Origin of the sequence: Leucobacter alluvii (assembly GCF_039530485.1) — a bacterium.
Lineage (GTDB): Bacteria > Actinomycetota > Actinomycetes > Actinomycetales > Microbacteriaceae > Leucobacter > Leucobacter alluvii.
The window spans coordinates 473,788-499,133 of sequence record NZ_BAAAOP010000012.1; the positions used below are offsets into that span (position 1 = coordinate 473,788).

A 25,346-nucleotide genomic window follows, 5' to 3' on the forward strand; every position below is an offset into this window, starting at 1 on the left:
TGTAACCAAGGAGCGAACCTCGGCGTGCCCTACGCGGTCTTCCCGGTGCGGATCGCGGCCTTGACCTCGGCGATGGCCTTGGTGACCTGGATGCCGCGCGGGCACGCATCGGTGCAGTTGAAGGTCGTGCGGCAGCGCCAGACGCCCTCGGTGTCGTTCAGGATGTCGAGTCGCACCTCCGCGTTCTCGTCGCGCGAATCGAAGATGAACCGGTGGGCGTTGACGATGGCGGCGGGGCCGAAGTACTGCCCATCCGTCCAGAACACGGGGCAGCTCGTCGTGCACGCCGCGCAGAGGATGCACTTCGTGGTGTCGTCGAAGCGCTCGCGGTCCTCGATGGTCTGGAGACGCTCCTTGCCGCCCTCGGGAGCCGAACCCGAGACGAGGAACGGCTGCACTTCGCGGTAGGCCGCGAAGAACGGCTCCATGTCGACGATGAGGTCCTTCTCGAGCGGGAGCCCCTTGATGGCCTCGACGTAGATCGGCTTCGAGATGTCGAGGTCCTTGATCAGTGTCTTGCAGGCGAGACGGTTGCGGCCGTTGATCCGCATCGCGTCGGACCCGCAGATGCCGTGCGCGCACGACCGGCGGAACGAGAGCGTGCCGTCCTGATCCCACTTGATGCGGTGCAGAGCGTCGAGGATTCGATCCGTCGGGTACATCTCGACGTCGAAGTCCTCCCAGAACGCCTCGCGACCCGATTCGGGGTCGAATCGGCGGATCAGCAGGGTCACCGTGAAGGGCTTCGGTGCTTCCGGAGCTTCGGCGGTGGGAGCTTCAGCAGTTGCAATGCTCATGACCTAGTACTTCCTCTCCAGCGGCGGGTAGCGCAACTCGCCCTGCTCGTTCTTGGTGACGACGACCGGCTTCCAGTCCAGGCGGATGTGATCCTCTGGGTCAGCCGAGTGGGGATCTCCGGAGAGATACGCCATGGTGTGCTGCATGTAGTTCTCGTCATCGCGGTTCGGATAATCGTCGCGCATGTGCCCGCCACGGCTCTCCTTGCGGTTGCGGGCCGTGTACGTGAGCACCTCCGCCAGGTCGAGCAGGAACCCCAGCTCGATCGCTTCGAGGAGATCCGTGTTGTACCGCTTGCCGCGATCCTGGACTCCGACGTTGATGTACCGCAGGCGCAGGTCGTTGATCACGCCGAGCACCTCGGTGAGCGACTCCTCGGTGCGGAACACCTGCGCACCGCGGTCCATGGCCTCTTGCAGCTCGCGGCGCAGATCGGCGACGCGCTCGGTGCCCGTGCCGTTGCGGAAGCCCTCGACCATCTCGCGCACCATCTTCGCCGGATCCTCGGGAAGCGGGACGAAATCGACGGTCTGCGCGTAGTCGGCCGCATTGTTGCCGGAGCGCTTGCCGAACACGTTGATGTCGAGCAGCGAGTTGGTGCCGAGGCGGTTCGAGCCGTGCACCGAGACGCAGGCGCACTCGCCCGCGGCGTAGAGGCCGGGAACGACCGTGGTGTTGTCGGAGAGCACCTCCGCGTCGTTGTTCGTCGGGATCCCGCCCATCGCGTAGTGCGCGGTCGGGAACACGGGGACGGGCTCCGTCACCGGGTCGACGCCCAGGTAGGTGCGCGCGAATTCCGTGATGTCGGGGAGCTTCGTCTCCAGCACCTCCGCACCGAGGTGCGTGCAGTCGAGATAGACGTAGTCCTTGTGCGGGCCAGCACCGCGTCCGTCGAGCACCTCTTGGACCATCGAGCGGGCCACGATGTCTCGCGGCGCCAGGTCCTTGATGGTGGGGGCGTAGCGCTCCATGAAGCGCTCGCCCGACGCGTTGCGGAGGATCGCGCCCTCGCCGCGCGCTCCCTCCGTGAGGAGGATCCCGAGGCCTGCGAGGCCCGTCGGGTGGAACTGGTAGAACTCCATGTCCTCGAGCGGCAGACCCTGCCTCCAGACGATCCCGACGCCGTCACCGGTGAGGGTGTGAGCGTTCGAGGTCGTCTTGAAGATCTTGCCGAACCCGCCGGTCGCGAACACGATCGACTTCGCCTGGAAGACGTGCAGGTCGCCCGTCGAGAGCTCGTACGCCACAACGCCGGAAGGCTTGCGCACGCCGTCGACCTCGGTCATCACCAGATCGAGCACGTAGTACTCGTTGAAGAAGTTGACGCCGAGCTTCACGCAGTTCTGGAACAGCGTCTGCAGGATCATGTGGCCCGTGCGGTCCGCGGCGTAGCACGCACGGCGCACCGCCGCCTTGCCGTGATCGCGCGTGTGGCCGCCGAAGCGGCGCTGGTCGATCTTGCCCTCCGGGGTGCGGTTGAAGGGCAGACCCATGTTCTCCAGGTCGATGACCGCGTCGATGGCTTCGCGGGCCAGGATCTCGGCCGCGTCCTGATCGACGAGGTAGTCGCCGCCCTTGACCGTGTCGAAGGTGTGCCACTCCCAGTTGTCTTCCTCGACGTTCGCGAGCGCCGCGGCCATACCGCCCTGCGCCGCGCCCGTGTGGGAGCGCGTGGGGTAGAGCTTCGTGATCACGGCGGTCTTGGCCTTCGGCCCCGCCTCGATCGCGGCGCGCATGCCCGCGCCACCTGCGCCGACGATGACGACATCGAACTGGTGATAAATGACGCCGTCCTTGACGGTGACGTCTTCGCCCTGGTGGGTGTCTGTGGTCACGTGAATCCTATTCTTCGTTTCGAAATCCGTTGCTGCGCGCGGGGGCTACGGCGTCGGGCAGAACGACGCGACGAGCGCCGGGTCCGCTCCCGCGGGGCAGGGGTCGAGGGTGTAGATCACGAAGGTGCCGAGCAGGATGAGCAGGGCGGCCGACAGGAACAGCGCGACCTTGAATCCCTGGGCGAGACGCGGACGGGTCACGTAGTCGTTCACGATGGTGCGCATGCCGTTCGCGCCGTGGATCAGCGCCAGCCAGAGGAGCAGGGTGTCCCACACCTTCCAGAACGGCTGCGAGAGCTTGCCGCCCACGAAACCGAAGTCGATGGCGTGCACGCCGTCGCCGATCATGAGGTTCGAGAAGAGGTGGCCGAACACGAGCACGATCAGCAGCACGCCCGAAACGCGCATGTAGACCCAGCCCCACTTCTCCCAGTTGGTGCGCTTCTTCGCCGGCGTCTTCGCGCGCGGAGCATCAATCGTCAATGACATGTCTGTTCTCCTCGCGCTCAGTGACCGAAGACGTTCATCAGGTGGCGGGGCAGGAAGCCGGCCATGGTTACCGCCCAGAGCCCCATCACGACCCAGAACATGGTGCGCTGGTATTTTGCGCCCTTGCTCCAGTAGTCGACGAGGATGATGCGGATGCCGTTGTAGGCGTGGAAGACGATCGCCGCGACGAGCACGGCCTCGCCGAGGCCCATCACCGGCGTCTTGTAGGTGCTCATGACGGCGTTGTACGCCTCCGGGCTGACCCGCACGAGGGCGGTGTCGAGCACGTGCACGAGCAGGAAGAAGAAGATGGAGACACCCGTGATGCGGTGCAGCACCCAGGACCACATTCCCTCGTTACCGCGGTAGAGGGTGCCGCCAGGGCGGACCTTCTTCCTCGCCACCGGTGCGGCTGCTGCCGTTTGGGCTGACACGGGCTTCCTCCTTCGTCGGGCTTCGCCGAGAGTCACCCGGCGGCTGACATAGCCATCTCGCCATGTGCGGGAACCCCCGTCACCAAGCATGGCTGAGAATCCACTGCGGAACCATTATGACACCTTTCGTGAGCGCTCCTGCACGCGCCCGATGGCCGGGAGACGCCTGTGCTCGTCTGATGATGCAGCCTCGTGTCGCGGTCGTCCGCTGCAGAGACGAGACGGAGCCGGGCGCGCTCCGCACGCCCGGCTCCGTGGTTCGCACCGCGAACGCTGATTCACGCGGCTCAGACGAGCGCGGGAACCGCCGCTCGCTCGATGACCTGCGCCAGATCCCTGCGATCCTCCGGGGTGAGCTCCTGCAGCGGTGGGCGCACGGGCCCTCCGGTCCGACCCACGGCATCGAGACCGGCCTTGACGATCGACACCGCGTATCCGGGAACGCGGTTGCGCACGTCGAGATACGGGTGGACGAAGTCGCGCAGCGCTGCGAAGACGGATGCGTGGTCGCGACGGCGCACGGCGTTGTAGAAGTCGATGGCGAAGTCCGGGACGAAGTTGAACATCGCCGACGAATAGGTCGTGACGCCGAGCTCCAGGTACGGCAGGGCGAATGTCTCTGCTGTGGGCAGCCCGCCGACGTAGGTGAGCCGATCGCCCAGCGTCGAGTAGATCTGGGTCATCTGCTCGATCGATCCGACGCCGTCTTTGAAGCCGATGAAGTTCGGCAGCCGATCCGCGAGGCGCACGAGGGTCTCGGCGGAGTACTGGGCGTTCGCGCGGTGGTAGACGATAACGCCCAGCGTGGTGGCCCGGCACACGGCCTCCACGTATGCCGCGAGACCTTCCTGCCCGGCTTCGGTCAGGTAGGGCGGGAACAGCAGGATGCCGTCTCCGCCTGCCGCTTCGACGGCCCGCGCCTGCTCGACTGCCGCGCGCACCGAGCCACCCGCCGGGCCGAGCACCGCGGTGCGGCCGCCGACCTGCTGCACGGCGGCGGAGACGACGCGTGAGACTTCGTCGAGCGTGAGCGAGAAGTACTCGCCCGTTCCGCCTGCGGCGAAGAGCCCGGCGACCGGGTAGGCGCTCAACCATTCGATGTGCTCGCGGTAGGTCGCCTCGGCGAACTCCTGCTCCGCGTCGAAGTGGGTGACCGGGAATGAGAGCAGTCCGGATCCGATCTGACTCGCGAGTGCAGCGGGTTCCAAATTGGGCACGACGTTCAACCTCCGGGGAATGTGGGAAACGCACCGTCGCAGCGGGCGATCAGGATGCTGGGGATCCGATGCCTTCACGCTAGGTTGGAGAACAGATACCTGTCCAACATCCGTTATGGATCATTTCATGCACGAAAGGTATGGTGATCGGTACGGCGGTCGGGCCGGGGTGAGCGAAGGAGAGCACGTGTCGTACACGCTTGATCAGGTGCGCGCCCTGGTGGCCGTCGCCGAGGAACTGCACTTCGGCAGAGCCGCCGAACGGCTCCAGATGACCCAGCCGCCGCTCAGCAGGCAGATCCAGCGCCTGGAGGCGATCGTCGGCGTGCAACTGCTGCGCCGGAGCAACCGCCGCGTCGAGCTGACCGACGCCGGTCGCGCGTTTCTCGATGAGGCCCGCCGCATCCTGGCCATCGCCGACGGGGCCCCGCAGATCGCGCGCACGGTCGCTGCGGGGCTCTCGGGCGTCGTCCGCATCGGGTTCACCGCGTCGAGCGCGTTCACGCTGCTCGGCCCGCTGCTCGCGCGCCTCTCCCACGCGCTTCCCGACGTGACCATCGAATTGCAGGAGATGGTCACCACCCACCAGCTCGACGCGCTCACGAAGAGCGAGATCGACGTCGCGATCGGTCGACCGCCCTTCGACCCCGCCCATTTCGGTTCGAGGCGCATCCATCGCGAGCGGCTGCTCGTCGCACTGCCGGAGGGCCATCTCCTGTCGCGCCGCACGAGTCCCATCGGAGTCGAGGACCTGGCGAACGAGGACATCATCATGCACTCGCCCGTCGAGGCGCGCTACTTCTACGACATCGCGACGCGCATGATGCCGATCTCCCGGTGGAAGCACCGGTTCACGGTCAGTCAGGTGTCGACGATGGTCGCCCTGGTCGGCGCAGGCACCGGTGTGGCCCTGGTTCCGGAATCCGCGGCCACGCTCGGCATCGCCGGCGTCACCTACGCGCCGCTCGTCACGAGCGAACCGCGGCCCATCGAACTGCACGCCGTCTGGCGCGAGGACGACACCCGGCCCCTGACCCGGCGAATCGTCCACGAGCTCCGCGAGGCGGCTGAGGCCCAGTAGCCCTCGGAGTCCTACTGCTCGCGCAGCGTCAGGTTGTAGGTGCGGTCGCGCCCGATGTACCAGAGGTCCTCCGTGCCGATCGCATGGCGGTCGTAGCGCCACGGGATCTCGGCCGCGCCGTACGAGCCCTCGCGCAAGACGAACCGGTATCCCGGTCGCAGCTCGTTCGCGAACGACTCCTGCTTGCCCATGAGGTGGCCGACGTTGCGCTTGCTGTACTCGACGTCGAAGTCGACCTCGTCGCCGAGCAGACCGATCTCCTGCATCCTCGGCCGCACCGTCGCGAGGTGCTCGAGGGTCCTCGCGTGGACGTCCTCGCAGATCACGCCCGGGCGCAACTGCGGAATGATGACTTCGCGCACCGCGTGCGTCAGGATCTCGTAGGCCTCCCGGCCCTCGGGAGTGCGCAGCACCGAACGCGCCATGTCGCTCGTCGCGACCACCACGCCGTCGATCACGACCTTCACGCCGGCGTCGAGCTGGATGCACGTGGTGGATGCGTCGAGCGGGAACTCCGTCGGCGGACCGGGGAAGAGCATGCGCTGCGACGAGTGCAGGTTGGTGAAGTAGGGCTCGATGCCGAATGGAATGCGCTGCTCGTTGCGGAAGCGGTCGAGATACTCCAGGTAGCGGGCGTAGAGCACGTTCTCGGTGAAGGTCTCGCCAGCATCGAGGTGCTCGTGGGCCCAGGCGACCGTCTGCTCGATCGCCGTGGTCGAGGCGCGGGCGGCGATGACCTGGAACGGCAGGTCTTCGGCGTCGCGCTCATCGCGCCACGAGCCGAGCGCCCGGGAGGCGGAGACCAGCACGGAGCCGGCATCGGTGAGGCGGATGCCGAGCGCGCACTGCTCCCACTGCTCCTCGAAGGCGATCCGGGGGCCGGTCGCGACCGCCGAAATGGCCTCGGCCGCCGAATCGTAGGCGCCAGCGGGCGTTCCCGCGATCCCGCGCAGCTGCTGCTCCGCGATCACGAATACGCGCCCGTCGGCCCACAGCGCGACGGTTCCCGGTTGCCAGACCGTACCCGTGACCTCCGAGTAGTTCGGAGCCGAAGACAGCAGGATCGCGTCGACCCCCAGCTGGTCCGCGACGTCGGACAGCGCGGAGAACCTGGTGTCGGCATCGGCCGAGAGCTCGCGTTCCAGGCCGACGAGGTGCCCGACCTCCGAGATGAGCCGCTCGGCGACGGGAATTCCTGCAGCGCGCCAACCCGCGAATCGGGCGAGCACCGCTGCCTGCTCGACCTCGTACACGTGCACCGGTCGCGCTCCGGGCAGGTCGACGCGCACGTCGACCTCACCGCTGAGCTTGAGGTAGTGCGTGTACGGAGCACGGGGATCGAGGTCGACCGGCCGTTCTCCTACGAGCTCCTTGACGAGAGCCGGAAGACTCGCGGCAGCCGGGAAGTCGGCGACCGGCCGGGGATCGATCGTGACCCAGGGCTCGTAGAAGCGGATCCGCTCGGGGTCGACGCCGCCGCCGGTCACGATGTTGCCCTGCTCCTGCTGACGGGCGAGCATCAACTCGGTGTGGGCGTCCTCGAAGATGAGCGGCGTGACGAACGGGAACGAGTCGAGGCGAATCGCAGAGAACAGGAGGCGATCGTTCGGGACGAAACCGTAGCGCTCGGTGACTGCCTGCGGGTCGCAGATGATTCTTGCCATAGTGCGTATCTTCCTAACTGCTTCGTGATTGTCGGTCAGCTGATTCCGGCTTCGACGCCGAGAAGCCCCTCGACCTGCGCGACGAGTTCCGCGAACCCGTCGGCGTATCGTGTGTCTTTGGTGCGGGGCCTCGCCAGGTCGACCTTGATGTCGGCGATGATGCGGCCGGGCCGATCCCCGACGACGAGCACGCGATCCGCGAGCCATACCGCCTCTGGGATGCTGTGGGTGACGAACAGCACACTGCGCTTCGTCTCCTGCCAGATGCGCTGCAGCTCGAAGTTCATCTGGTCGCGCGTCATGGCGTCGAGCGCGCCGAAGGGCTCGTCCATGAGCAGGATCTCGGGGTGCGAGACCAGGGCTCGGCAGATCGAGACGCGCTGCTGCATGCCGCCGCTCAGCTCGTACGAGTAGTTCTTCGCCTTGTCGCCGAGACCCACGAGCTCGAGCAGTTCGAGTGCGTGCGCCTTCGCCTCCTTGTTGGAGCGCTTGCGGAACTCCATCGGCAGCAGCACGTTGGCGAGATTGTTGCGCCATGGGAGCAGGGTGGGGCTCTGGAAGACCATCGCGATGTCGCGCAGGGCCTCCTTCACTCCGCGTCCGCGCACGAGCACCTCCCCCTCCGTGTTCTCGAGGAGCCCGGAGATGATCTTGAGCAGCGTGGTCTTGCCGCCGCCCGACTGGCCCACGATGGAGACGAACTCGCCCGGGGCGATGTCGAAATCGCAGCCGCGCAGTACGGTATTGCTCGCGCCGCCCCTGGCGGTGTAAGTCATCCCCACGTCTCGGACGCTGATGACCGGTTCGGTGATCGTCATGATCGGTGTCCTTTCCGCCACCCGCTCACGCGGTCGGCGCCTCGATCTGCTCGTCGGGTCCGAGGGGCTCGAGGAATTCGTTCGTGTAGATGTCGGCGGGCGAGACGTCGTCGGGATTCTCGAGTCCGAGGTACTCCGCGGCGAGATCGATCTGCTTCTGCACCCCCGCATCGCTCATGGTGCCGAACCCGTTCTCCGTGTTCTCGTCGTCCCACATCAGATCGCACTGGCCCGAGATCGCGTCGGCGACGGCGGCCTCGTCGAAGCCCGGCACCTTCGCGTCGAACGACTTCGCGGTCTCCTCCTGGTTCTGGCATGCCCAGGCGAACCCTCGCTGCGTCGCTCGGTTGAAACGCTCGACGAGCTCCGGGTTCTCGTCGATGGTCTGGTCTGAGGTGATGACGCCGTTGCCGTAGTAGAGCAGCCCGAGATCGGCCCAGTTGAGGATCACCGGGTCGTAGCCCTCCGCGATGAGCGTCGGCCCGTCGGAGACGGAGAGCGCGAGGTTCGCATCCCACTGGCCTGCGATGAGGCCCGGGATCTTCGCCTCCCCGGCCGCCGAGACGATCTCGACGTCGCCCTCGCTCCACCCGAGCTTGTCGAGCACCGCTGGCCACATCGCGACCATGGCACCGTTGCCCTCGGTCGCGACGGTCTTTCCTTTGAGATCGTCCCAGTCCGAGATTCCGGAATCGGGCAGCGCCAGCGCGGCGTAGGCCGACTTGCCCTGCACCAGGTTGATCTGGCGGATCGATGCGCCCTGGGCCCGATTCAGGATGGAGACGTTGTAGTCGGCCCATCCGAAGTCGACGCGACCGGTGTCGACGGAGGCCACTGTGTTCGCCGATCCCGAGCCCGGCATGATCTCGACCTCGATGCCCTCGGCCTCGTAGAACCCGGCATCCACTGCGGCGTAGAAGGGGGCGTGCTTCGGGAGTACGGCGACGTCGAGCATGAAGTTGACCTGGTCGGTGCCGCTGTCGCCGGCTGCGCCGGAACCGGCGCAGCCGGTCACGAGGAGCGCGGTGGCGGCGATCATTGCCGCGACCGTTGATTTCTGTGCGCGCATGTGCGGGCTTCCTTTCTCGAGCGGAGATGCTGCGGAGCGGTGCGGATCGAAAGCGCTACTTGACGTGATTGCGCCACGGCAGCAGTCGAGCCGCGATCACGGTGATGAGATAGAAGAGCAGGAGCGAGATGGCGGCGAGCACCATGAACGCGGCGAACATCGTGGCGAGATCGCTCTGCGCGTTCGCTCGGAGGATCACCTGGCCGAGTCCGTCGGTGCCGGCGATGAACTCGCCGACCACGGCGCCGCCGACCGCGAGGGAGATGGAGATCTTGGCACCGGAGAAGATCGACGGGAGCGCGTACCAGAACTCGATCTTCCGCATGCGCATCCAGGCGCTCGCGTTGTTGATGCGCGCGAGCTCCTTCAGCTCGTTCGGCACGGCCGAGAGCCCGTCGAAGGTGTTGATGACGAGGGGGAAGAAGGCGATCGCCATCGCGACGAATGCTTTCGACTCGAACCCGAATCCGAACCAGACGATGAACAGCGGCGCGAGCGCCACCTTGGGGATGGTGTCCACTGCGATGAGCGCCGGATACAAGAAGTGGCGCACCGCCGGGATGTAGAAGAGCGTCGCTCCGCAGAGCACCCCGAGCCCCGTGCCGAGCGCGAAGCCGGCGAGCGCCTCGGTCACGGTCACCCAGGCGTGGTGGGCGAAGTAGTCGGGCTGAGCGAAGAGCTTCTCGAACGCGGCGATGGGCCCGACGAGCAGGTAGGTCGGTATCTGGAAGACGCGAACGATGAGTTCCCAGATGGCGAGGATCGCGAGCATGCCGATGGCCGCCTTGACGGCTTTGTCGACCCCGCTGGGCAGGACGCGCTTGCGCGCGGCCGGGGCGATGGAGATGGTCTCTGTGAGACTCGAGGGAGCGGCGATGCTCTGCTGATCCCTGACCGACGTGTGCTTCGAAGTATCGATGTTCATGGCCTTCCCAATTTCGACGTGTGGCGACCAGCTCTGGGCGAGTCGTTTCGGAAGCGCATCCACTCTCGACGAGTCCTCGACGATGAGGCGGACGAAGCATGACCATCAGTATTGAAGCCGTTCAAGATACCTGTCTAACACTCTTTCAGCATCCATTAAGTCCCTCGAGGCATCGACCAGGCAGTGATTGGGAATTTCTGCCGACAATACCAATACCGCATCGCTCCAGCTAAAAACGATACTGGACGCGACACAATGCCCAGGGTTTCACTGGCAGAGGACGCATGTTCCGCCCCAGCCCGCGCCGACGCGTCGGCGCACCGGTACTGCACCACTCCACTCCATCCGCTCCCCGAGGAACAGGAGCTCAGTGATGAGCGCATCGCCCACTCACCCCACCACCCCCGAGCAGCGCCTCACCGCCCTCGGGCATCGGCTGCCGCAGGTCGCAGCCGGCTCGTATTCGTACGACCCCGTGCTCGTGCGGAACGACACCGCCTACGTGTCGGGTCAGATCCCCAAACGCGACGGCGGGGTCGCGTTCACCGGGGCCGTGCGATCGGGAGAGGACGCCGCGCGCGGTCGACAGGCTGCGGAACTGTGCGCGCTCAACGCGCTCGCCCAGATCGAGCAGTCCGTCGGGCTCGACCGCGTCGCGCAACTGCTGAAGCTGCAGGTGTACGTCGCGAGCGGCGACGACTTCGACGACCAGCCGGCCGTCGCCGAGGGGGCGTCGCAGCTCCTCCGAGCGGTACTCGGTGAAGCCGGTCGCCACGCGCGAACCGCGCTCGGCGTGCCCCGGCTCCCCAAGAACGCCACCGTAGAGATCGATCTCACCGTGGCGCTCCACCCCACCGGTGACTGAGCGCGAGCCCGTCCATCGGCGCCGCCCGTCCCGCTCAGGCACCGCCGAACCCAGCAGCAGCACCAGCACCACCACTCAGCAGTGAAACGGAGATCATCGTGCACACCTCACCCGAAGCACTCGAACAGATTCTGAGCCGTGCGGCGTCCGCGGCGCCCGTTCTGGCGGTCCTCCCTCCGCGGTCGCGAGCCGCACTCCTCACCGCACTGGGCGATGCGCTCGATGCCGAACGCGATCGTCTCATCACGATCGCCGAATCGGAAACCGGGCTCACCCCTGCTCGCCTCGGCGGAGAAGTCACGCGCACCGCGGTGCAGCTCCGGCTCTTCGCCGACGCCGTCGTCTCCGGTGCGCACCTAGACGCGCGCATCGACGAAGCCGATCCCGAGTTCGTGCTCGGCGCGCGCCCCGACCTGCGTCGCACGCACATTCCCGTTGGACCGGTCCTCAACTTCTCGGCGTCCAACTTCCCGTTCGCGTTCTCCGTGCTCGGGGGCGATTCAGCGGCGATTCTCGCCGCCGGATGCCCGGTGATCGTCAAAGCTCATTCGGGGCATCCCGAGTTGTCGGAGGCGACGGCAGCGCTCGCCCAGCGCGTCATCGCAGACCGCGGGCTGCCCGCAGGCACGCTTCAGCTCATCCACGGCCAGCAGACCGGAGTCGCCGCGCTGCGCGACCCCAGAGTCCGCGCGGGGTCGTTCACGGGTTCGACGCACGGAGGCCGCATCCTCGCCGACATCGCGGCGGCGCGCCCAGCACCGATCCCGTTCTACGGCGAGCTCGGCAGCGTGAACCCGGTCTTCGTCACCTCCGAGGCGCTCGCCTCGCGCGGTCCGGCACTCGCCTCCGAGTATCTTGCGAGCGTGGCGGGATCGGCAGGCCAGTTGTGCACGAAGCCCGGACTCCTGTTCGCCGCAGTCGACGACGCGTTCCTCGAAGCGCTCGCGACCGCGGGCGCCTCGGAACTCGGCACGAGCGAGCATCGGCTCCTCGGTCCGCGCATCACGGACACCTACCTCGAGGACGTGGATCGCGTGCTCGCGGTCGACGGGGTGCAGCCGGTCGTCATCGGCACGAGTCGCGTGGACGAGGCCGGGAACGGATGGGTCACCCCGACGATCGTGCGGGTCACCTTGGAGACGCTGCGCGCCAACAGCGAGGTCCTCGCAGAGGAGCACTTCGGCCCGTTCTCCGTCATCGTGGAGGTGCCGGATGGCACGCCGCTCGCTCCGCTCGTCGGCGAATTCATCACCGGGTCCCTCACCGGCACCGTCCACCTGGGAGAGCACGAGCGATCGGCCGCGGCCGGAGCCGACGCCGCGCTCTCAGACTTGGTCACCGCCCTCTCCAGACATGCGGGCCGGGTGCTCTTCGACGGCTGGCCGACCGGCGTCGCGGTGACGCCCGCTCAGCAGCACGGCGGGCCGTGGCCGGCGACGACGAACGACGCGAGCACCTCGGTCGGCACCGCAGCACTCGGGCGATTCCTCCGCCCGGTCGCCTTCCAGAATGCGCCGAGCGCATTCCTGCCCGCTGCGCTGCTCGACGAGAATCCGCTCGGCGTTCCACAGGAGCGCAGTGCCGCAGGCGAGTCGATCTCCTGGGGCCGCGCAGTAGGCTGAGCGCATGACCGAGAGCTCTGCGCGCATCCCAGCCATTGAACGCCTCACGTGCGTGATTCCGGCGGGCGGCGTCGGCTCCAGGCTCTGGCCGCTGTCGCGGGCGAACGCCCCCAAGTTCCTGCTCGACCTCACCGGGTCCGGCGACTCGCTGCTCCGGGCGACGTGGGATCGGCTCGCCCCGCTCGTGCCGGCGGAGCGCACCATGGTGGTGACCGGCATCTCGCATCGGGATTCCGTCGCCGAGCAGCTGCCCGAGCTGCTCGGCGAGAACCTCGTCACCGAGAGCGAGCCGAAGGACTCGTCGGCGGCCATCGGTCTCGCGGCCGCGATCCTGGAACTGCGCGACCCCGACGCGATCCTCGGCTCGTTCGCGGCGGACCACGTGATTCGGGGGGACGTGCTATTCCAGCGCGCGGTGACCACGGCGGTGCAGGCCGCGGATCAGGGATACATCGCCACGATCGGCATCCACCCCTCGCACCCCGCGACCGGCTTCGGGTACATCTCGACCGGTGACGCGCGTCGCGATCTGGCGCCCTTCGACGTGTACGACGTGACGGAGTTCGTCGAGAAGCCCGACGCCGCGCAGGCGGAGGGGTACCTCGCGAACGGCGGATACCTGTGGAACGCCGGAATGTTCATCGCACGCGCGTCGGTGCTGCTCGAGCAGATGGCCCTCCAGCAGCCAGCGCTCGTCGAATCGCTGCGCGAGATCGCGGCCGCCTGGGCCACGGAGCGCGGCGCCGACGTGCGCGAGCGCCTGTGGCCCACCCTTCCGAAGATCGCAATCGACTACACCGTCGCAGAGCCCGCGGCCTCCGCCGGCAAGATGGTCTGCGTCGCGGCCCACTTCGACTGGGACGACGTGGGCGACTTCGCCTCGGTCGCGAACCTGCTCACCCGGGGGCGCGGCAGTGATCTGGCGGTGCTGGGCGATGGCGCGCAGGTGCTCTCGGATGCGTCGAGCGGCATCGTCGTCTCGGAGAGCAGCCGGCTCGTCGCACTCGTCGGGGTCGAGGATGTCGTCGTGGTGGACACCGCGGATGTGCTGCTCGTGACGTCGAAGAGCCGAGCTCAGGATGTGAAGAACCTCGTCAGCCGCATGAAGGTGACGGGCGGAGGGCACCTGCTGTAGCGCGCGTCCCCTCTCAGGAGGTGACGAGGAGCGAGAACGGGTAGCGCTGAGACGAGAGCACCCGCACGTCGACGTTCGAGCGATCCAGCTCGCTCAGCCCGCCCTCGGGGTCCGCTCCCGGGTACCGGTCGCCCGTTTCGAAGTCGGGATCGTTCGACAGCACCACGCGGCCGTTCGCGTTCACGAGCGTGGAGCCCCGATGCCCGACGAACACTGGGAGCAGCGCGTCCTCGAGCGACGACACGAGGACATCGGCGCAGACGACTCCCCAGAAGTCACCCCCGACGAGTACAGGAACCGCCGACGTGATCGTCACCTCGTTCGAGCACAGGTAGTCGACGAAGGGGCCCGCGACGTGCCGGTCCCCCGTCGCCTCCGGCACCCGGTACCACTCGAGCCGCATGAGGTCGATCGCCGCCTGGCCCGGGCCGAACGTGGACGAGGCGAGCAGCGCGCGCTCGGGCCCCTGCCACCACGCCAGCGGGTTCCCCTCGCTGACGAGCTCTTCACTCGCGCAGAATCCTGCGCCGTAGAGCGGACGCCCCTCGGTGTCGAGCACCTGGTGGGCGCCGGGCTTGGCGATCGCGGCGAGCTGGGCGCCCGTCAGCGCGCCCGCCTCGGATTCGCGGCGCAGGGCCGATGCCAGCGACGGCACCCACCGGTCGAGCGGAGCGAATACTCCATCGAAGAAGTCATCGACGTGGCGCAGGGCCACCCGGAGCGGGGCATCTGCAATATCAGGCGCGGCGGTCACGGCACTCTCTTCCTCTTCTTTGAGGTCGCCGGAGAGTCACCCCTCCCGACGACGCGCTTCCAGTGTGCCACGAAGATCGGCATCGCGCGGCGCCGCGATCAAGTCTGTTCGGAGGCTCACGAGCCAGCGGGTCGAGGCGCGCACGGAAGCACGGATAGCGGATCGCGCCGCGTCGATGTCGCGCGCACGGGTAGCGCGGATCTGCGCGAGCAGCGCCCGCTGCGTCGCCAGTCGCGCTCCCTCGTCGAGGTCTTGGAGCGCGAGGAGGGGCGTGAACTCGGTCTGCACGCGCACGTGTTCCTTGGTGAGGCGCACGGACTGGCTGAGCGCCGCGAGCTCCAATTGGATCTCGGTGACGCGGCGTCGCCAGGCGACGCGATCGAGGTCGCGAGCGCCTTCGATCACGGCGGCCACGACGTCGATCTCCTCCGGCGTCGAGCGTTGGCACGCGTATTCGGCGCAGGCGCAGCAGACGGCCTCGTAGTGCACGGCGAGGTCGGCGAGCGCGACGCGCGGCATCGCCTGCAGTGCGCGCGCATTGACCTCCTCGACGGAGCCATGACTCGGGCGCACGAAGCTGCCGCCGTTGCGACCGCGCCGGGTTTCGATGAGGCCGCGGTGGCGCAATCCGCTCAGCGCTTCGCGAACTGTCACCACGGCGACTCCGAGCAGGGCCGAGAGCTCGGTCTCGCTGGGGAGCCGCTCGCCTTCGGTGAAGGCGCCGACCGAGATCGCCTGGACGATCCTGGATTCGACCAGCTCGATGCGGCCCTCGTCGCCGATCGGCGCGAGCGCTGCCGTGCGGAGCCGGCTCGGGGGCGCGGACGGCATTTGAGCGCTCACCGTTCTCCTCCGATTCTCGCGAACGTACCGAGTGTGTCACGAGCGAACTGAGATTTCGCCGCCGCCACTCCGTGATCAAACCGTGATGCGGAGAACTCCGAGCGCGTTCTAATCCTATAAACCCATATGTTATGTTTCATCTATCGGGCCGACAGCGACGTTGAGGAGCAACCGTATGACACACCACGCCCCCACCCCAGTACCGCAGGGGGACATCGCCGTATCGGTGCGCGGCGTTCGCAAACAGTTCGGCGACCTCGTCGCCGTGAACGACCTCGACATCGAGATCGGCGCCGGCGAGTTCTTCTCGATGCTCGGGCCTTCGGGGTCCGGGAAGACGACCGTGCTCCGCATGATCGCCGGCTTCGAGGAGCCCACCGCAGGCTCGATCCTGCTCCACGGAACCGACGTCACGAAGTCGGCGCCGTTCGACCGCGACGTCAACACGGTCTTCCAGGACTACGCGCTCTTCCCGCATCTCACCATCGCCGAGAACGTCGCGTACGGACTCAAAGTACGCGGCGTCTCCGCCGCCGAGCGCCGTCGTCTCGTGGCGGAGTCGCTCGAGCAAGTGCAGCTCGCGCACGTCGCCGACCGCTCGCCCGCGCAGCTCTCCGGCGGCCAGCGCCAGCGCATCGCCCTCGCTCGCGCCCTCATTCTGCGCCCCAAGGTGCTCCTGCTCGACGAACCCCTCGGCGCCCTCGACAAGCAGCTGCGCGAGCAGATGCAATTCGAACTCAAGCAGATCCAGCGCGAGGTCGGCATCACGTTCGTGTTCGTCACGCACGATCAAGAGGAAGCGCTCACGCTCTCCGACCGAGTCGCCGTGTTCAACAACGGGAAGATCGAGCAGGTCGGCAGTCCGCGCGAGGTGTACGAGTTCCCCCGCACCGAGTTCGTCGCCAGATTCCTCGGCATCACGAACCTCCTCGCGGACGACGCGGCGCAGCGCATCCTCGGCGAACGCACCCCTCACAGCGTGCGCCCCGAGCGCGTGCGGCTCGTCGACCCGACCGCCCCACTCGACCCTGCAGACATCGCGCTCCCCGGCACCATCCTCGAGACCGTCTACGCCGGCGCGCACACGCGCTACCTCGTCGAGACCGCCAGCGGCACCCGCTTCATCTCAGAAGCGCAGAACACGCACACGCCGCGCACCAGCCCGAGCATCTCGCGCGGAGACGCCGTGAGCCTCCGGTTCGCCCGCGATCACGCGGTCTTCGTGCCCAGCGCCTGACCCGCACCCAGACACCCCCGCAGTACCCAATCGCCTACGAAGGAGTAACGATGCACAAGAAACTCGCCATCCCGGCGGCGCTCGTCGCGGCCGCCGGACTCGCCCTCTCGGGCTGTTCCAGCAGCGGCGGTGAGTCCGCACCGGGAGAGATCTCGATCGACGTCCCCGACCTCCCCGCGCTCGAGTCGCTCGGAGACATGGAGTCCGAGCTCAACATCGTCGCCTGGTCGGGCTTCGTGGAGCCCGCGTGGGCCGAAGAATTCACCGCCGAGACCGGGTGCAAGGTCAACCGCAAGGTGGCGGCGACGAGCGACGAGATGGTCCAGCTCATGCGCACCGGTGAGTACGACCTCGTCTCGGCCTCCGGCGACGCGAGTCTGCGACTGATCGTCGACGGCAACGTGCAGCCGCTCAACACGGAGCTGATTCCGAACTTCGGCGACGACATCGTCGAGGGGATGAAGGGCCAGCTCTACGACACCCTCAACGGCAACGTCTACGGCATTCCGATCGGCCGCGGCGCGAACATCCTCGAGTACAACTCGGACGTCGTCACCGAAGAACCGACCAGCTGGGACGTCGTGTGGGAGGAGGACAGCCCGTACGCCGGCAACATCGCCGCCTACGACAGCCCCATCTACATCGCAGATGCGGCGATCTACCTCATGGCGACGCAGCCCGACCTCGGCATCGAGAACCCGTACGCCCTCGACGAAGAGCAGTTGGCGGCAGCGGTCGAGCTGTTGCAGCAGCAGAACACCATGGTCTCCGAGTACTGGTCGCCCGCCACCAACGTGACGTCGTTCACCGGCGGCAATTCGGTCGTCGGCACCTCCTGGGAGGTGCTGCGCAAGGCCACGCAGGATGAGAAGTTCAAGAGCGTGCTCCCCGAGGAGGGCTCGACGGGGTGGTCCGACGCGTGGATGCTCGCGGCCGAATCCGAGAGCCCGAACTGCGCGTACGCGTGGATGGACTACACGAGCAGCCCGGAGGTGAACGGGCAGATCGCGATGAACTTCGGCATGGCGCCCGCCAACGCCGCGTTCTGCGAGACCAGCGACGAAGCCCGCGAGCACTGCGAGTACTTCAATGCGACCGACGAGGAGTACTTCGAGCAGGTGTGGTTCTGGACCACCCCGATCGACCAGTGCCTCGATGGCCGCACCGATGTGCAGTGCACCAACTACCAGGACTGGACCAGCGCCTGGGCAACCGTCAAGGGCTGACCGCCCGACGGCGGGTGACCGGGGCACGCCGCCCCGGTCACCCGCCCCACCCGCCACACCACGACCCGTCAGTGAGGAACCATCGTGTCGAACCAGCCGACCCTCGAGCGCCGCACCAAACCGGTGTCGACAGCGCTCTACCGCCACCCGCGTGGCCGTCTCGCATCGCTGCTGACGCTGCCGATGGCGTGGCTGCTCGGCGTGTACATCCTGTCGCTCGTGCTCCTGCTGATGACCGCATTCTGGACGACCGACCCGTTCACCTCGCGGGTGAAGCCGGGGTTCACGCTCGAGAACTTCGAGCAGCTCGTCACCGTTCCGGCCTACCTGTCGACGGCGCTGCGCACACTCGGTATCGCCCTCGCGGTCACCGCGATCTGCGCCGCCGTATCCATTCCGCTCGCCGTGTTCATGGCGAAAATCGCGGGGCCGAGACTCCGGGCCGCACTCGCCGTGCTCGTCACCCTGCCGCTCTGGGCGGGCTACCTCGTGAAGATCATCGCCATGCGCCTCGTGTGGACCGATGAGGGATTCTTCAACTGGGCGCTATCGCCCTTCGGGATCACGGGCCCCGGCTTCGGCACCCTGACCGTCATCCTGACCCTCGTCTACCTCTGGTTCCCCTATATGGCGATTCCGGTATACGCCGCCGTGTCGCAGATCCCGACCAATCTGTTCGACGCTTCTTCCGACCTGGGCGCAAGCGGCGCCCGCACGATCCGCACCATCGTCGCCCCGCTCCTCCTCCCCGCACTGATCGCCGGTTCCGTATTCACGTTCTCACTGAGCCTCGGCGACTACATCGCGGCCATGTACGTGGGCGGCTCGACGCAGATGATCGGCAGCATCATCGCGCAGAACATCAATCTGAATCCGCCCCTCGCCGCGGCATTCTCCTTCGTGCCGATCGTGCTCGTCATCATCTACCTGAGCGCGGTGCGCCGCACCGGCGCGCTCAACAACCTCTGACCGAGATTCGCAGGAGACCGCCATGCTTCGTCTGAACCGCACCACGCGCGTCGCGCTCGCCGTCATCACGGTGATCGCGCTCGGGTTCATGTACATCCCGCTGTTCGTGATCGTCATGAACTCGTTCAACTCGGGCCGCGTCTCGGGCTGGCCGATCCCCGGCTTCTCGCTGGAGTGGTGGGGCAAGGCCCTCGCGAATCCCGCCGTGCACGCCGCCCTGCTGAACTCGGTGATCGTGGCCTCGGTCGCGACGGCGTTCGCCCTGCTGCTCGGCACGCTCGCCGCGTTCGCGCTGCAGCGCTTCAACTTCTTCGGCAAGCACACCGTCAACCTGCTCATCGTGCTGCCGATCACCCTTCCCGGCATCGTCACCGGTGTCGCGCTCTCGAACACGTACTTCCAGGTGCTGAAGCCCATGGGCATCAACGTCGGCTACTGGGGCATGATCATCGCTCACGCCACCTTCTGCGTCGTCATGGTCTTCAACAATGTGATCGCCCGACTGCGCCGCATGCACCCGAATCTCGACGAGGCATCGATGGATCTCGGAGCCGGCATCGGCCAGACCTTCCGGCTCGTCACGTTCCCGCAGTTCCGCAGCGCGTTCATCGCGGGCGGCCTGCTGGCGTTCGCACTCTCGTTCGACGAGATCGTGGTGACGATCTTCACCGCCCCCCCGGGCGTCGAGACCCTCCCCCTCTGGATCATGAACCAGATGGCGCGGCCCAATGAGGTGAACCAGGTGAACGTGGTGGCGACCGTGATGATCCTCCTCTCACTGATCCCCGTCTACTTCTCGCAGAAGGTCTCGGCGGTCAACGACGCGAAGTAGTTCGCGGCGGGGCTGCCGAGCCCGAGCGCCAGCGGCGCACCCGCGCGAATGAGAGAAGCGCGCCGATCCGAGCCCTCTCGCCTTGCCCTCTCTCGATCAACCGAAGAGTGCTTGGAGACATTTCTGCCTGATACGCCACCGATGATGTGCGCTACTCGTGTGCCAGGTCGATGACTGCCGCTTCCCCTGTGTTGGCGTCAGAAACTGATCGGCAGATACGTCCGATCCTCTCCAGCATCGGGCTGGAAAGTAAGTGGTTAATGGACTCTTCTCTTGCAGGAGCGTTCGTGATGGCAGAGCGAAAAGCCATCTCAGTCCGCTCAGCCATCACCGCGCGAGCGCGCCGAACCAGATCAAAGTCGAACTTCACGTCGTTTGCGAACTTCTTCCAATCATCTTCAGAGCACATACCGAACCTGTCGTGATGCCCGATCTTCATCGCCGCCCGAGGGAATTTAAGTCCTCCGCGGCGCTTAGAGAACGCGAATCCCGATGCCGCGTCATACATCGGCGCAAGGAGCGAATCACCGTCTGGAAGCAACAGCATCGAGTAGTTCTTAGCATGCGCATCGGGACTCCCCGAGAGGTAGTTGAAGATAACCATCTCCATGAACCGGTACCGCATGAGCTCCGATAACGCGGCACTCGAGGCCGTCCGCTCGATCAGCGCCGCAATATCCGCGACGCTCGGACCACCGTTTTCTTCATACTTCTTCTCAGGACCAAGCCCCAGAGCCTGGCAAAAATCTTCCTGGTGAATCCGCTGGCACTCCCCGTCATCCCAAACGCGGTCGTATCTCTCAACGACGATGGCCGGGACACCGTCGAAGTAGGAGAATTCTGATCTCGCGACGTACAGGTCCATCCGCCGAGCGGCGTCGAGCGTAACGTGCTCAATCAGCGCCTGATCACGTAACTCGTCATCGCCAACCCGCGTGATTCCGGGCTTCAGGATGTGAGTTGTGGGAAGGCCGTTTTCCGCCTTCGCCCACACGCCCGATTCAGTTCGATGAAGAGCGATTTTTCCCTGCTGACCGGCGACCGACCACCGCTCAGCATCTTCACTTACCGGCTGATTCGTCGCCGCTGCTTTGAGCCGTTCCCCGATCTCCGCGTCAGTTATTTCATTGACTCGCCCCGAGCGCAAGAGGAGTTCCTCACTGTCGACGAGCTGCACCGCCCCTGCGCAGTCAAGGCCAGCGATCGAGAGTAAGCCGAACGTGGTCGTGTCTCGAGAGTCGTGAACACTCGCCATCGAACTCCGAAGTTCATGGCCTTCGGGAAGTAGGCCTTCAAACCATGAGGACGCTGTGATCCGAGGGGCACTTCGCAGGGTGGGTGGCATCGATAGCGACAGTTTCGGACCCGAGTAGTTCTTGACGTACTTGAAGCCCTGGACCTGCGATGCACTTCCAGACAGAACGCCAATTTTCTGGCCGTATAAGAAGACGTTGAGCTCACGCTTCGCCATTAAGTTCCGGTTCGTCGTCGGGTGACCCTGAATCAGTTTCGCCGGTTGTCGGTGCGTCTGTTCGCGAGCGTTTCGAGATCGCGGACATCGACGAGTCCATGTTGCGCGTCGCATCTGACAGTGCTCCCTGATAGACCGACGAGATGCCAAGATCCGCCACGCTAGGGAGTGACACGTTCTTAAGAATATCGACCCCTCTGGAGCCGCCAAGAGACTTAAGTGCGTTCTCTGCGGCCATGCGGTTGATTCGAGTGAGGCCGATTGGGAGAAGGCCGATGCCGTGAATGGAGCTGGGCACGCCATCGGCAAACTGAACTGCATCTCCATCGTTTTCGGTTAGCTGGAACACGAACCCGAGAGCCCTAGCCACGTGCATCACCTTGATGAGTTCTGCCCGAGGCGACTTGCCGCGCTCGAAGTTTGAAAGCCACCTGACGGACACGTCTGCTCGCTCTGCCAGATCCACCTGGGTGAGACCTTGCTCCTCGCGCGCAGTGCGCAGTGCATACCCGAAATCCGGGGCAGTCTTAATCGGCGGTCTGGCCATGACTTGATCGTATCGTTAAGCAGCAGAATAGGCAAGAACGGTCAAGTTATCAAATACGCACGCACCGTCAAGTTTTACAAATTGACGGAACCGTCAAATTTAGCTACCTGACGGAACTGTCAAGTCACGACTTTTGACGCCTCGGCCTCGCCGTTAGAGTGCGTCACGTTGGATGAGTGAGTGATCACTATGCCGCCCCGTGAACCGGCGGGCTGGCGGCATGTGAGGGCCACCGATTCGATACATTGAACGCATGAAGCTTCGCCGTCTTGGCCTCACCGCAGCGACCGCCCTCATACTTGTCGGCGCGTTAGCCGCGTGTGCCCCTGAGCCATCGGAAGAACCGACCGAGGAGCCCGCTCCGCTCGCGAGCACGGGGCCCACATCCGACCCAGCACCGGCACCGACAGACGTGACAGACCCAGTGGACATCGTGGTCCCGAGCTGCGACGTGCTGCTGCCGCTCGAGAAGGTCCATCAGGTCCTCGGCGACGATCGTCCGGAGTACGTCGAAGTCGGCCCTGAGCGGCTTTCTGAGTTGTCACTTGAGTCGTTCGGACCTGCTGCCGTCTCTGCCTACGAGTCAGCGGAGCAGCTGTCTCACTGCAGATGGGCGTACCCGCAGTCCGACGGGATTATTGACGTGGTCGTCGCTGAACTCAGCACGGAGGTGCGGGAGGAGTTCACGTCCGCGCTCGACGACTCGGTGTTCGTGGAAGGTGAGACGGCGGACGGGGTCACGTACATCGATGAGGATCCGCAGCGTCGGAAGTCGATGCCGGTCCGGTTCGCGTTCATAGACAACGTTTGGGTCGCGACGGTGGGCTCGATCGGGCCGTTCCTCGACCCCACCATCGAGAGCATGCTCGAGCTCAACCCTCAGCTACGGAAGAGCTGACAGCACCGCTCTCACCTCTCAGTGGTCGTAGTCGAAACTGACGAGCCACCCGGTCACGCGCGCACCAGGCTTTGCGGTTGTGACTTCAACTTCGACGGTTCCGCCGTCTTCCGGCAGTGGCCGTTCGATGACAGTGACCTTGGAGTCGATGACGCCGCAATCTGCCACAACAACGATCCGGGACCGTACAGCTACAGGCGGTCGCGATGCTTGTCGCGCAGCTCCTCGACTGCCCGCTCGAGCGCAGGGTCGTCTCCGCGGGCGAGCGCCGCGTACTGGAGCACCAGGCCGTCTTCGGTGGGAACCGCCTTCACCCACATGCGACGACGCGCGACGAACAGCGACCACACCAGGCCGCCGAGCGCGAGCAAGGCGAACACGAGCACGTAGGTCTGCGCCGGGTTGCGCATCACGTCGAACGACGCGTAGCGCGGCGCGTCGTCGAGCGTGATCGTGCCCATCCCGTTCGGCAGCTCTGCGGTCGAGCCCGGCACGAGCTCGATCGATTCCGCGTCGATCGCGCGCCCGGTGAGCTGCTCCATGTTCGACGTGTCGAGTGAATACACGGAGCGCGGCACACCGTCGTCGATGCCGAGGTCGCCGACGAACACGTCGAGTGTGAGCACCGGATTCTCGAGGTCGGGGTAGTTCGACGTATAGGCGCCCGTGTCGAGATCGGCCTTGGTCGGGTAGAAGAAGCCGCGCAGGCCGACCTGCACCTGATCCCCCGCCGCATCGGTGATGCCGTACGGCACCTTCACGACGCCGAGCGAGGTCATCGTCATGTTGTCCTGCGGAATGAACGGCATCGCCTCGCTGTAGACGACGGTGCCCTCCGCGTTCTTCACGGTGATCCGCGGAGCGTACCCGTTGGCGATGAGGTAGATCGGGGAGCCGTGCACGCGCAACGGGTGATTCACCTGAATCGTCTCGTCGCTGACGCTTCCGTCCTCGGGGTCGATGAGTTCGAGGTTCGCCGTGTAGTCGCGCACCTGACCGATCGCGTGCGTGTTGCCGTCATCGGGCGTGACGTACGTGACGTCGAGCGAGTCGAGCTTCAAGCCGAACGGGTCGAGGCTCGTCGAGTCGAACGCCCGGCCCGTGTTCACCGTGTCGTAGTCGATGAGCTGGTTCACCATCGTCTCCCCTTCGACGAGCACCTTCTGCCCGTTGAAGGTGAAGATCCCACCGACGCCCACGCTGATGAGCACGCCGAGCAGGGAGATGTGGAAGAGCAGATTGCCGGTCTCACGCAGGTACCCGCGCTCGGCCGAGACCGACACGGTCTCCACGCCGCGACGCGAGACGCGCTGGATCTCGGTGCGGTAGCGCATCTTCTTCAGGAGGTGAGCGGCCTCCTCGACCGCGCGCTCGGCGAAGGCCGCGCGATCCTCGTCGCTGGCATCGGGATTCACCAGACGCACCTCGGAGAAACCGGCCATGCGTTCGAGGCGAGCCGGCGTCTTCGGGGGTCGGCCGCGCCACGCCTTCCAATGGTGCGTGATGCGCGGGATGACGCAGCCGATCAACGAGATGAAGAGCAGCAGGTAGATCGCGGAGAACCACACCGATCCGTACACGTCGAACGCCTGGATCGGGAAGGCGTCCAGAATCGGGAAGAGCTTGGGGTGATCGGCCTGGTACTGCACCACGCCGTTCGGGTCGGCGCTGCGCTGCGGCACCAGTGAACCGGGGATCGCCGCGACGGCGAGCAGCAGGAGCAGCACGAGCGCGACGCGCATGCTCGTGAGCTGCCGCCAGAACCACCGCATCCAGCCGGTGAAACCGAGCTCGGGCGATTCGGCGCGAAGCGACCCGCCCGCGCCGGTTCCGTCGTCGTAATCAGAGGGGCGTGACATAGCCGCCAATCACCGCCTGCAGTGCGTACATCATCTTGCTCCAGAGGCCGGTCACCATCAGGAGACCGATGAGGATCAGCAGCCCGCCGCCGATCAGGTTCACGACACGAATATGCCGTTTGAAGAATGTCATGGTCCGCGTGAGCCACCCGAAGCCGAGCGCGGCGAGGATGAAGGGGAGGCCGAGACCGATGCAATAGGCGATCGCCAGCACGACCGATCGAGCCACCGAGCCCTGCTGCAAGCTCAACGTCATGATCACACCGAGCGTCGGGCCCATGCAGGGCGTCCATCCGACGGCGAACACCGCGCCCAGGAGCGGCGCCCCAGCGAGCCCGAGCTTCGGCTTGATGCGCATCTTCTTCGTCGTCTGCATCCGGTTGAAGAGCCCGACGAACACGAGCCCCATCACGATGATCACCGCGCCCATGACTCGAGTGATCACGGACTCCCACTCGAGGAGCCACACTCCGACCGTTCCCGCGGCCGCGAGAAACGCGACGAGCACGACGGTGAAGCCGAGCACGAACAGCACCGAGCCGAGCAGCACCCGACCGCGCGGCGCGCGCGCTCCAGGGACAGACCCGGCAGTCGCCACCCCGCGCTGCTCTCCGTGGGCTGCCGCGGTCGCGCCAACATACGCGAGGTAGCCGGGGACGAGCGGCAGCACGCACGGGGAGAGGAACGAGAGCAGCCCAGCGGCGATTGCGATGAGCGATGCGACGAGCAGTTGCCCGTCGGCGACGATGTGCTCCACC

General features: G+C 66.1%; 24 protein-coding genes. 9 read left to right on the forward strand and 15 right to left on the reverse strand.

The genetic code is table 11. The features are described from left to right. Window positions 1–29 precede the first annotated feature (29 nt). The 5 genes from ABFX18_RS13380 to kdgD form a co-directional block, all read right to left on the reverse strand. Window positions 30–797 carry a succinate dehydrogenase iron-sulfur subunit gene (locus tag ABFX18_RS13380; protein ID WP_090146545.1) on the reverse strand — a complete coding sequence of 256 codons (768 nt, stop codon included), beginning with the start codon at window positions 795–797 and terminating at the stop codon, window positions 30–32. 3 nt (window positions 798–800) lie between these two features. Further along, window positions 801–2,633 carry a succinate dehydrogenase flavoprotein subunit gene (gene sdhA / locus ABFX18_RS13385; protein WP_200330208.1) on the reverse strand — a complete coding sequence of 611 codons (1,833 nt, stop codon included), beginning with the start codon at window positions 2,631–2,633 and terminating at the stop codon, window positions 801–803. Window positions 2,634–2,678: 45 nt separating this feature from the next. Continuing rightward, a complete protein-coding gene (locus ABFX18_RS13390) occupies window positions 2,679–3,122 on the reverse strand; it encodes a succinate dehydrogenase hydrophobic membrane anchor subunit (RefSeq protein ID WP_090146540.1) in 444 nt (147 codons plus the stop codon). Window positions 3,123–3,139: 17 nt separating this feature from the next. Then, a complete protein-coding gene (sdhC, locus tag ABFX18_RS13395) occupies window positions 3,140–3,556 on the reverse strand; it encodes a succinate dehydrogenase, cytochrome b556 subunit (protein ID WP_336662772.1) in 417 nt (138 codons plus the stop codon). 287 nt (window positions 3,557–3,843) lie between these two features. Continuing rightward, window positions 3,844–4,773 carry a 5-dehydro-4-deoxyglucarate dehydratase gene (kdgD, locus tag ABFX18_RS13400; RefSeq protein WP_090146537.1) on the reverse strand — a complete coding sequence of 310 codons (930 nt, stop codon included), beginning with the start codon at window positions 4,771–4,773 and terminating at the stop codon, window positions 3,844–3,846. Window positions 4,774–4,960: 187 nt separating this feature from the next. On the opposite strand from kdgD, the gene ABFX18_RS13405 reads away from it, so the two are divergent. After that, complete coding sequence (locus ABFX18_RS13405) at window positions 4,961–5,854, forward strand: LysR substrate-binding domain-containing protein (RefSeq protein WP_200330213.1); 894 nt, start codon at window positions 4,961–4,963, stop codon at window positions 5,852–5,854. Between the two features lie 11 nt (window positions 5,855–5,865). Here the strand turns inward: ABFX18_RS13405 and ABFX18_RS13410 are convergent, their stop codons facing one another. Genes ABFX18_RS13410 through ABFX18_RS13425 form a run of 4 tightly spaced genes read right to left on the reverse strand, consistent with a single transcriptional unit; the run spans window position 5,866 to window position 10,330 of the window. After that, complete coding sequence (locus ABFX18_RS13410; RefSeq protein WP_346058589.1) at window positions 5,866–7,518, reverse strand: M24 family metallopeptidase; 1,653 nt, start codon at window positions 7,516–7,518, stop codon at window positions 5,866–5,868. Between the two features lie 35 nt (window positions 7,519–7,553). After that, on the reverse strand, window positions 7,554–8,336 hold the full coding sequence (locus tag ABFX18_RS13415) for an ABC transporter ATP-binding protein (RefSeq protein ID WP_200330215.1): 783 nt from the start codon (window positions 8,334–8,336) through the stop codon (window positions 7,554–7,556). A 25-nt stretch (window positions 8,337–8,361) separates the two neighbouring features. Further along, a complete protein-coding gene (locus ABFX18_RS13420; protein ID WP_090146531.1) occupies window positions 8,362–9,405 on the reverse strand; it encodes an ABC transporter substrate-binding protein in 1,044 nt (347 codons plus the stop codon). A 55-nt stretch (window positions 9,406–9,460) separates the two neighbouring features. Further along, on the reverse strand, window positions 9,461–10,330 hold the full coding sequence (locus ABFX18_RS13425) for an ABC transporter permease (RefSeq protein ID WP_176698266.1): 870 nt from the start codon (window positions 10,328–10,330) through the stop codon (window positions 9,461–9,463). A gap of 373 nt (window positions 10,331–10,703) precedes the next feature. Here ABFX18_RS13425 and ABFX18_RS13430 point away from each other — a divergent pair, with 373 nt between their 5' ends. The 3 genes from ABFX18_RS13430 (at window position 10,704) to ABFX18_RS13440 (ending at window position 13,952) form a co-directional block, all read left to right on the forward strand. Beyond that, window positions 10,704–11,195 carry an Atu1372/SO_1960 family protein gene (locus ABFX18_RS13430; RefSeq protein ID WP_090146529.1) on the forward strand — a complete coding sequence of 164 codons (492 nt, stop codon included), beginning with the start codon at window positions 10,704–10,706 and terminating at the stop codon, window positions 11,193–11,195. Between the two features lie 98 nt (window positions 11,196–11,293). Further along, a complete protein-coding gene (locus tag ABFX18_RS13435; protein ID WP_346058590.1) occupies window positions 11,294–12,817 on the forward strand; it encodes an aldehyde dehydrogenase (NADP(+)) in 1,524 nt (507 codons plus the stop codon). Window positions 12,818–12,821: 4 nt separating this feature from the next. Then, window positions 12,822–13,952 (forward strand): mannose-1-phosphate guanylyltransferase, encoded by a 1,131-nt coding sequence (locus ABFX18_RS13440; RefSeq protein ID WP_346058591.1) that lies wholly within the window; start codon window positions 12,822–12,824, stop codon window positions 13,950–13,952. A gap of 13 nt (window positions 13,953–13,965) precedes the next feature. Here ABFX18_RS13440 and ABFX18_RS13445 read toward each other — a convergent pair whose 3' ends face one another. After that, the gene (locus ABFX18_RS13445; RefSeq protein ID WP_200330226.1) at window positions 13,966–14,706 is read right to left on the reverse strand and encodes a PDC sensor domain-containing protein; all 741 of its coding nucleotides are present in this window, start codon (window positions 14,704–14,706) and stop codon (window positions 13,966–13,968) included. Between the two features lie 36 nt (window positions 14,707–14,742). Continuing rightward, window positions 14,743–15,549, reverse strand: coding sequence for a FadR/GntR family transcriptional regulator (locus ABFX18_RS13450; protein WP_346058592.1), 807 nt, complete (start codon window positions 15,547–15,549; stop codon window positions 14,743–14,745). Between the two features lie 175 nt (window positions 15,550–15,724). Here ABFX18_RS13450 and ABFX18_RS13455 point away from each other — a divergent pair, with 175 nt between their 5' ends. From ABFX18_RS13455 to ABFX18_RS13470, 4 genes are all read left to right on the forward strand, one after another. Continuing rightward, window positions 15,725–16,786, forward strand: coding sequence for an ABC transporter ATP-binding protein (locus ABFX18_RS13455; protein WP_346058593.1), 1,062 nt, complete (start codon window positions 15,725–15,727; stop codon window positions 16,784–16,786). 50 nt (window positions 16,787–16,836) lie between these two features. Beyond that, window positions 16,837–18,012: an extracellular solute-binding protein gene (locus tag ABFX18_RS13460; RefSeq protein ID WP_090146516.1), complete on the forward strand. Its 1,176-nt coding sequence runs from the start codon at window positions 16,837–16,839 to the stop codon at window positions 18,010–18,012. Window positions 18,013–18,096: 84 nt separating this feature from the next. After that, window positions 18,097–18,981: an ABC transporter permease gene (locus ABFX18_RS13465; RefSeq protein WP_346058594.1), complete on the forward strand. Its 885-nt coding sequence runs from the start codon at window positions 18,097–18,099 to the stop codon at window positions 18,979–18,981. Window positions 18,982–19,003: 22 nt separating this feature from the next. Continuing rightward, window positions 19,004–19,813, forward strand: a complete 810-nt coding sequence (locus tag ABFX18_RS13470) for an ABC transporter permease subunit (RefSeq protein ID WP_090146513.1) — start codon at window positions 19,004–19,006, stop codon at window positions 19,811–19,813. Window positions 19,814–19,964: 151 nt separating this feature from the next. Here ABFX18_RS13470 and ABFX18_RS13475 read toward each other — a convergent pair whose 3' ends face one another. Further along, window positions 19,965–21,284 carry a HipA domain-containing protein gene (locus ABFX18_RS13475; RefSeq protein WP_346058595.1) on the reverse strand — a complete coding sequence of 440 codons (1,320 nt, stop codon included), beginning with the start codon at window positions 21,282–21,284 and terminating at the stop codon, window positions 19,965–19,967. After that, a complete protein-coding gene (locus ABFX18_RS13480) occupies window positions 21,271–21,831 on the reverse strand; it encodes a helix-turn-helix domain-containing protein (RefSeq protein WP_346058596.1) in 561 nt (186 codons plus the stop codon). The genes ABFX18_RS13475 and ABFX18_RS13480 overlap by 14 nt, the downstream gene beginning before the upstream one ends. Before the next feature lie 253 nt (window positions 21,832–22,084). Here ABFX18_RS13480 and ABFX18_RS13485 point away from each other — a divergent pair, with 253 nt between their 5' ends. After that, window positions 22,085–22,729, forward strand: coding sequence for a hypothetical protein (locus ABFX18_RS13485; protein WP_346058597.1), 645 nt, complete (start codon window positions 22,085–22,087; stop codon window positions 22,727–22,729). Between the two features lie 191 nt (window positions 22,730–22,920). On the opposite strand, the gene resB is transcribed toward ABFX18_RS13485, so the two are convergent. Together resB and ABFX18_RS13495 are read right to left on the reverse strand one after the other, a co-directional pair. Continuing rightward, a complete protein-coding gene (resB, locus tag ABFX18_RS13490; RefSeq protein ID WP_346058598.1) occupies window positions 22,921–24,588 on the reverse strand; it encodes a cytochrome c biogenesis protein ResB in 1,668 nt (555 codons plus the stop codon). Continuing rightward, window positions 24,572–25,345: a cytochrome c biogenesis CcdA family protein gene (locus ABFX18_RS13495; protein ID WP_346058599.1), complete on the reverse strand. Its 774-nt coding sequence runs from the start codon at window positions 25,343–25,345 to the stop codon at window positions 24,572–24,574. Before ABFX18_RS13495 ends, resB begins: the two co-directional genes overlap by 17 nt. Between the last annotated feature and the right edge of the window lies 1 nt (window position 25,346).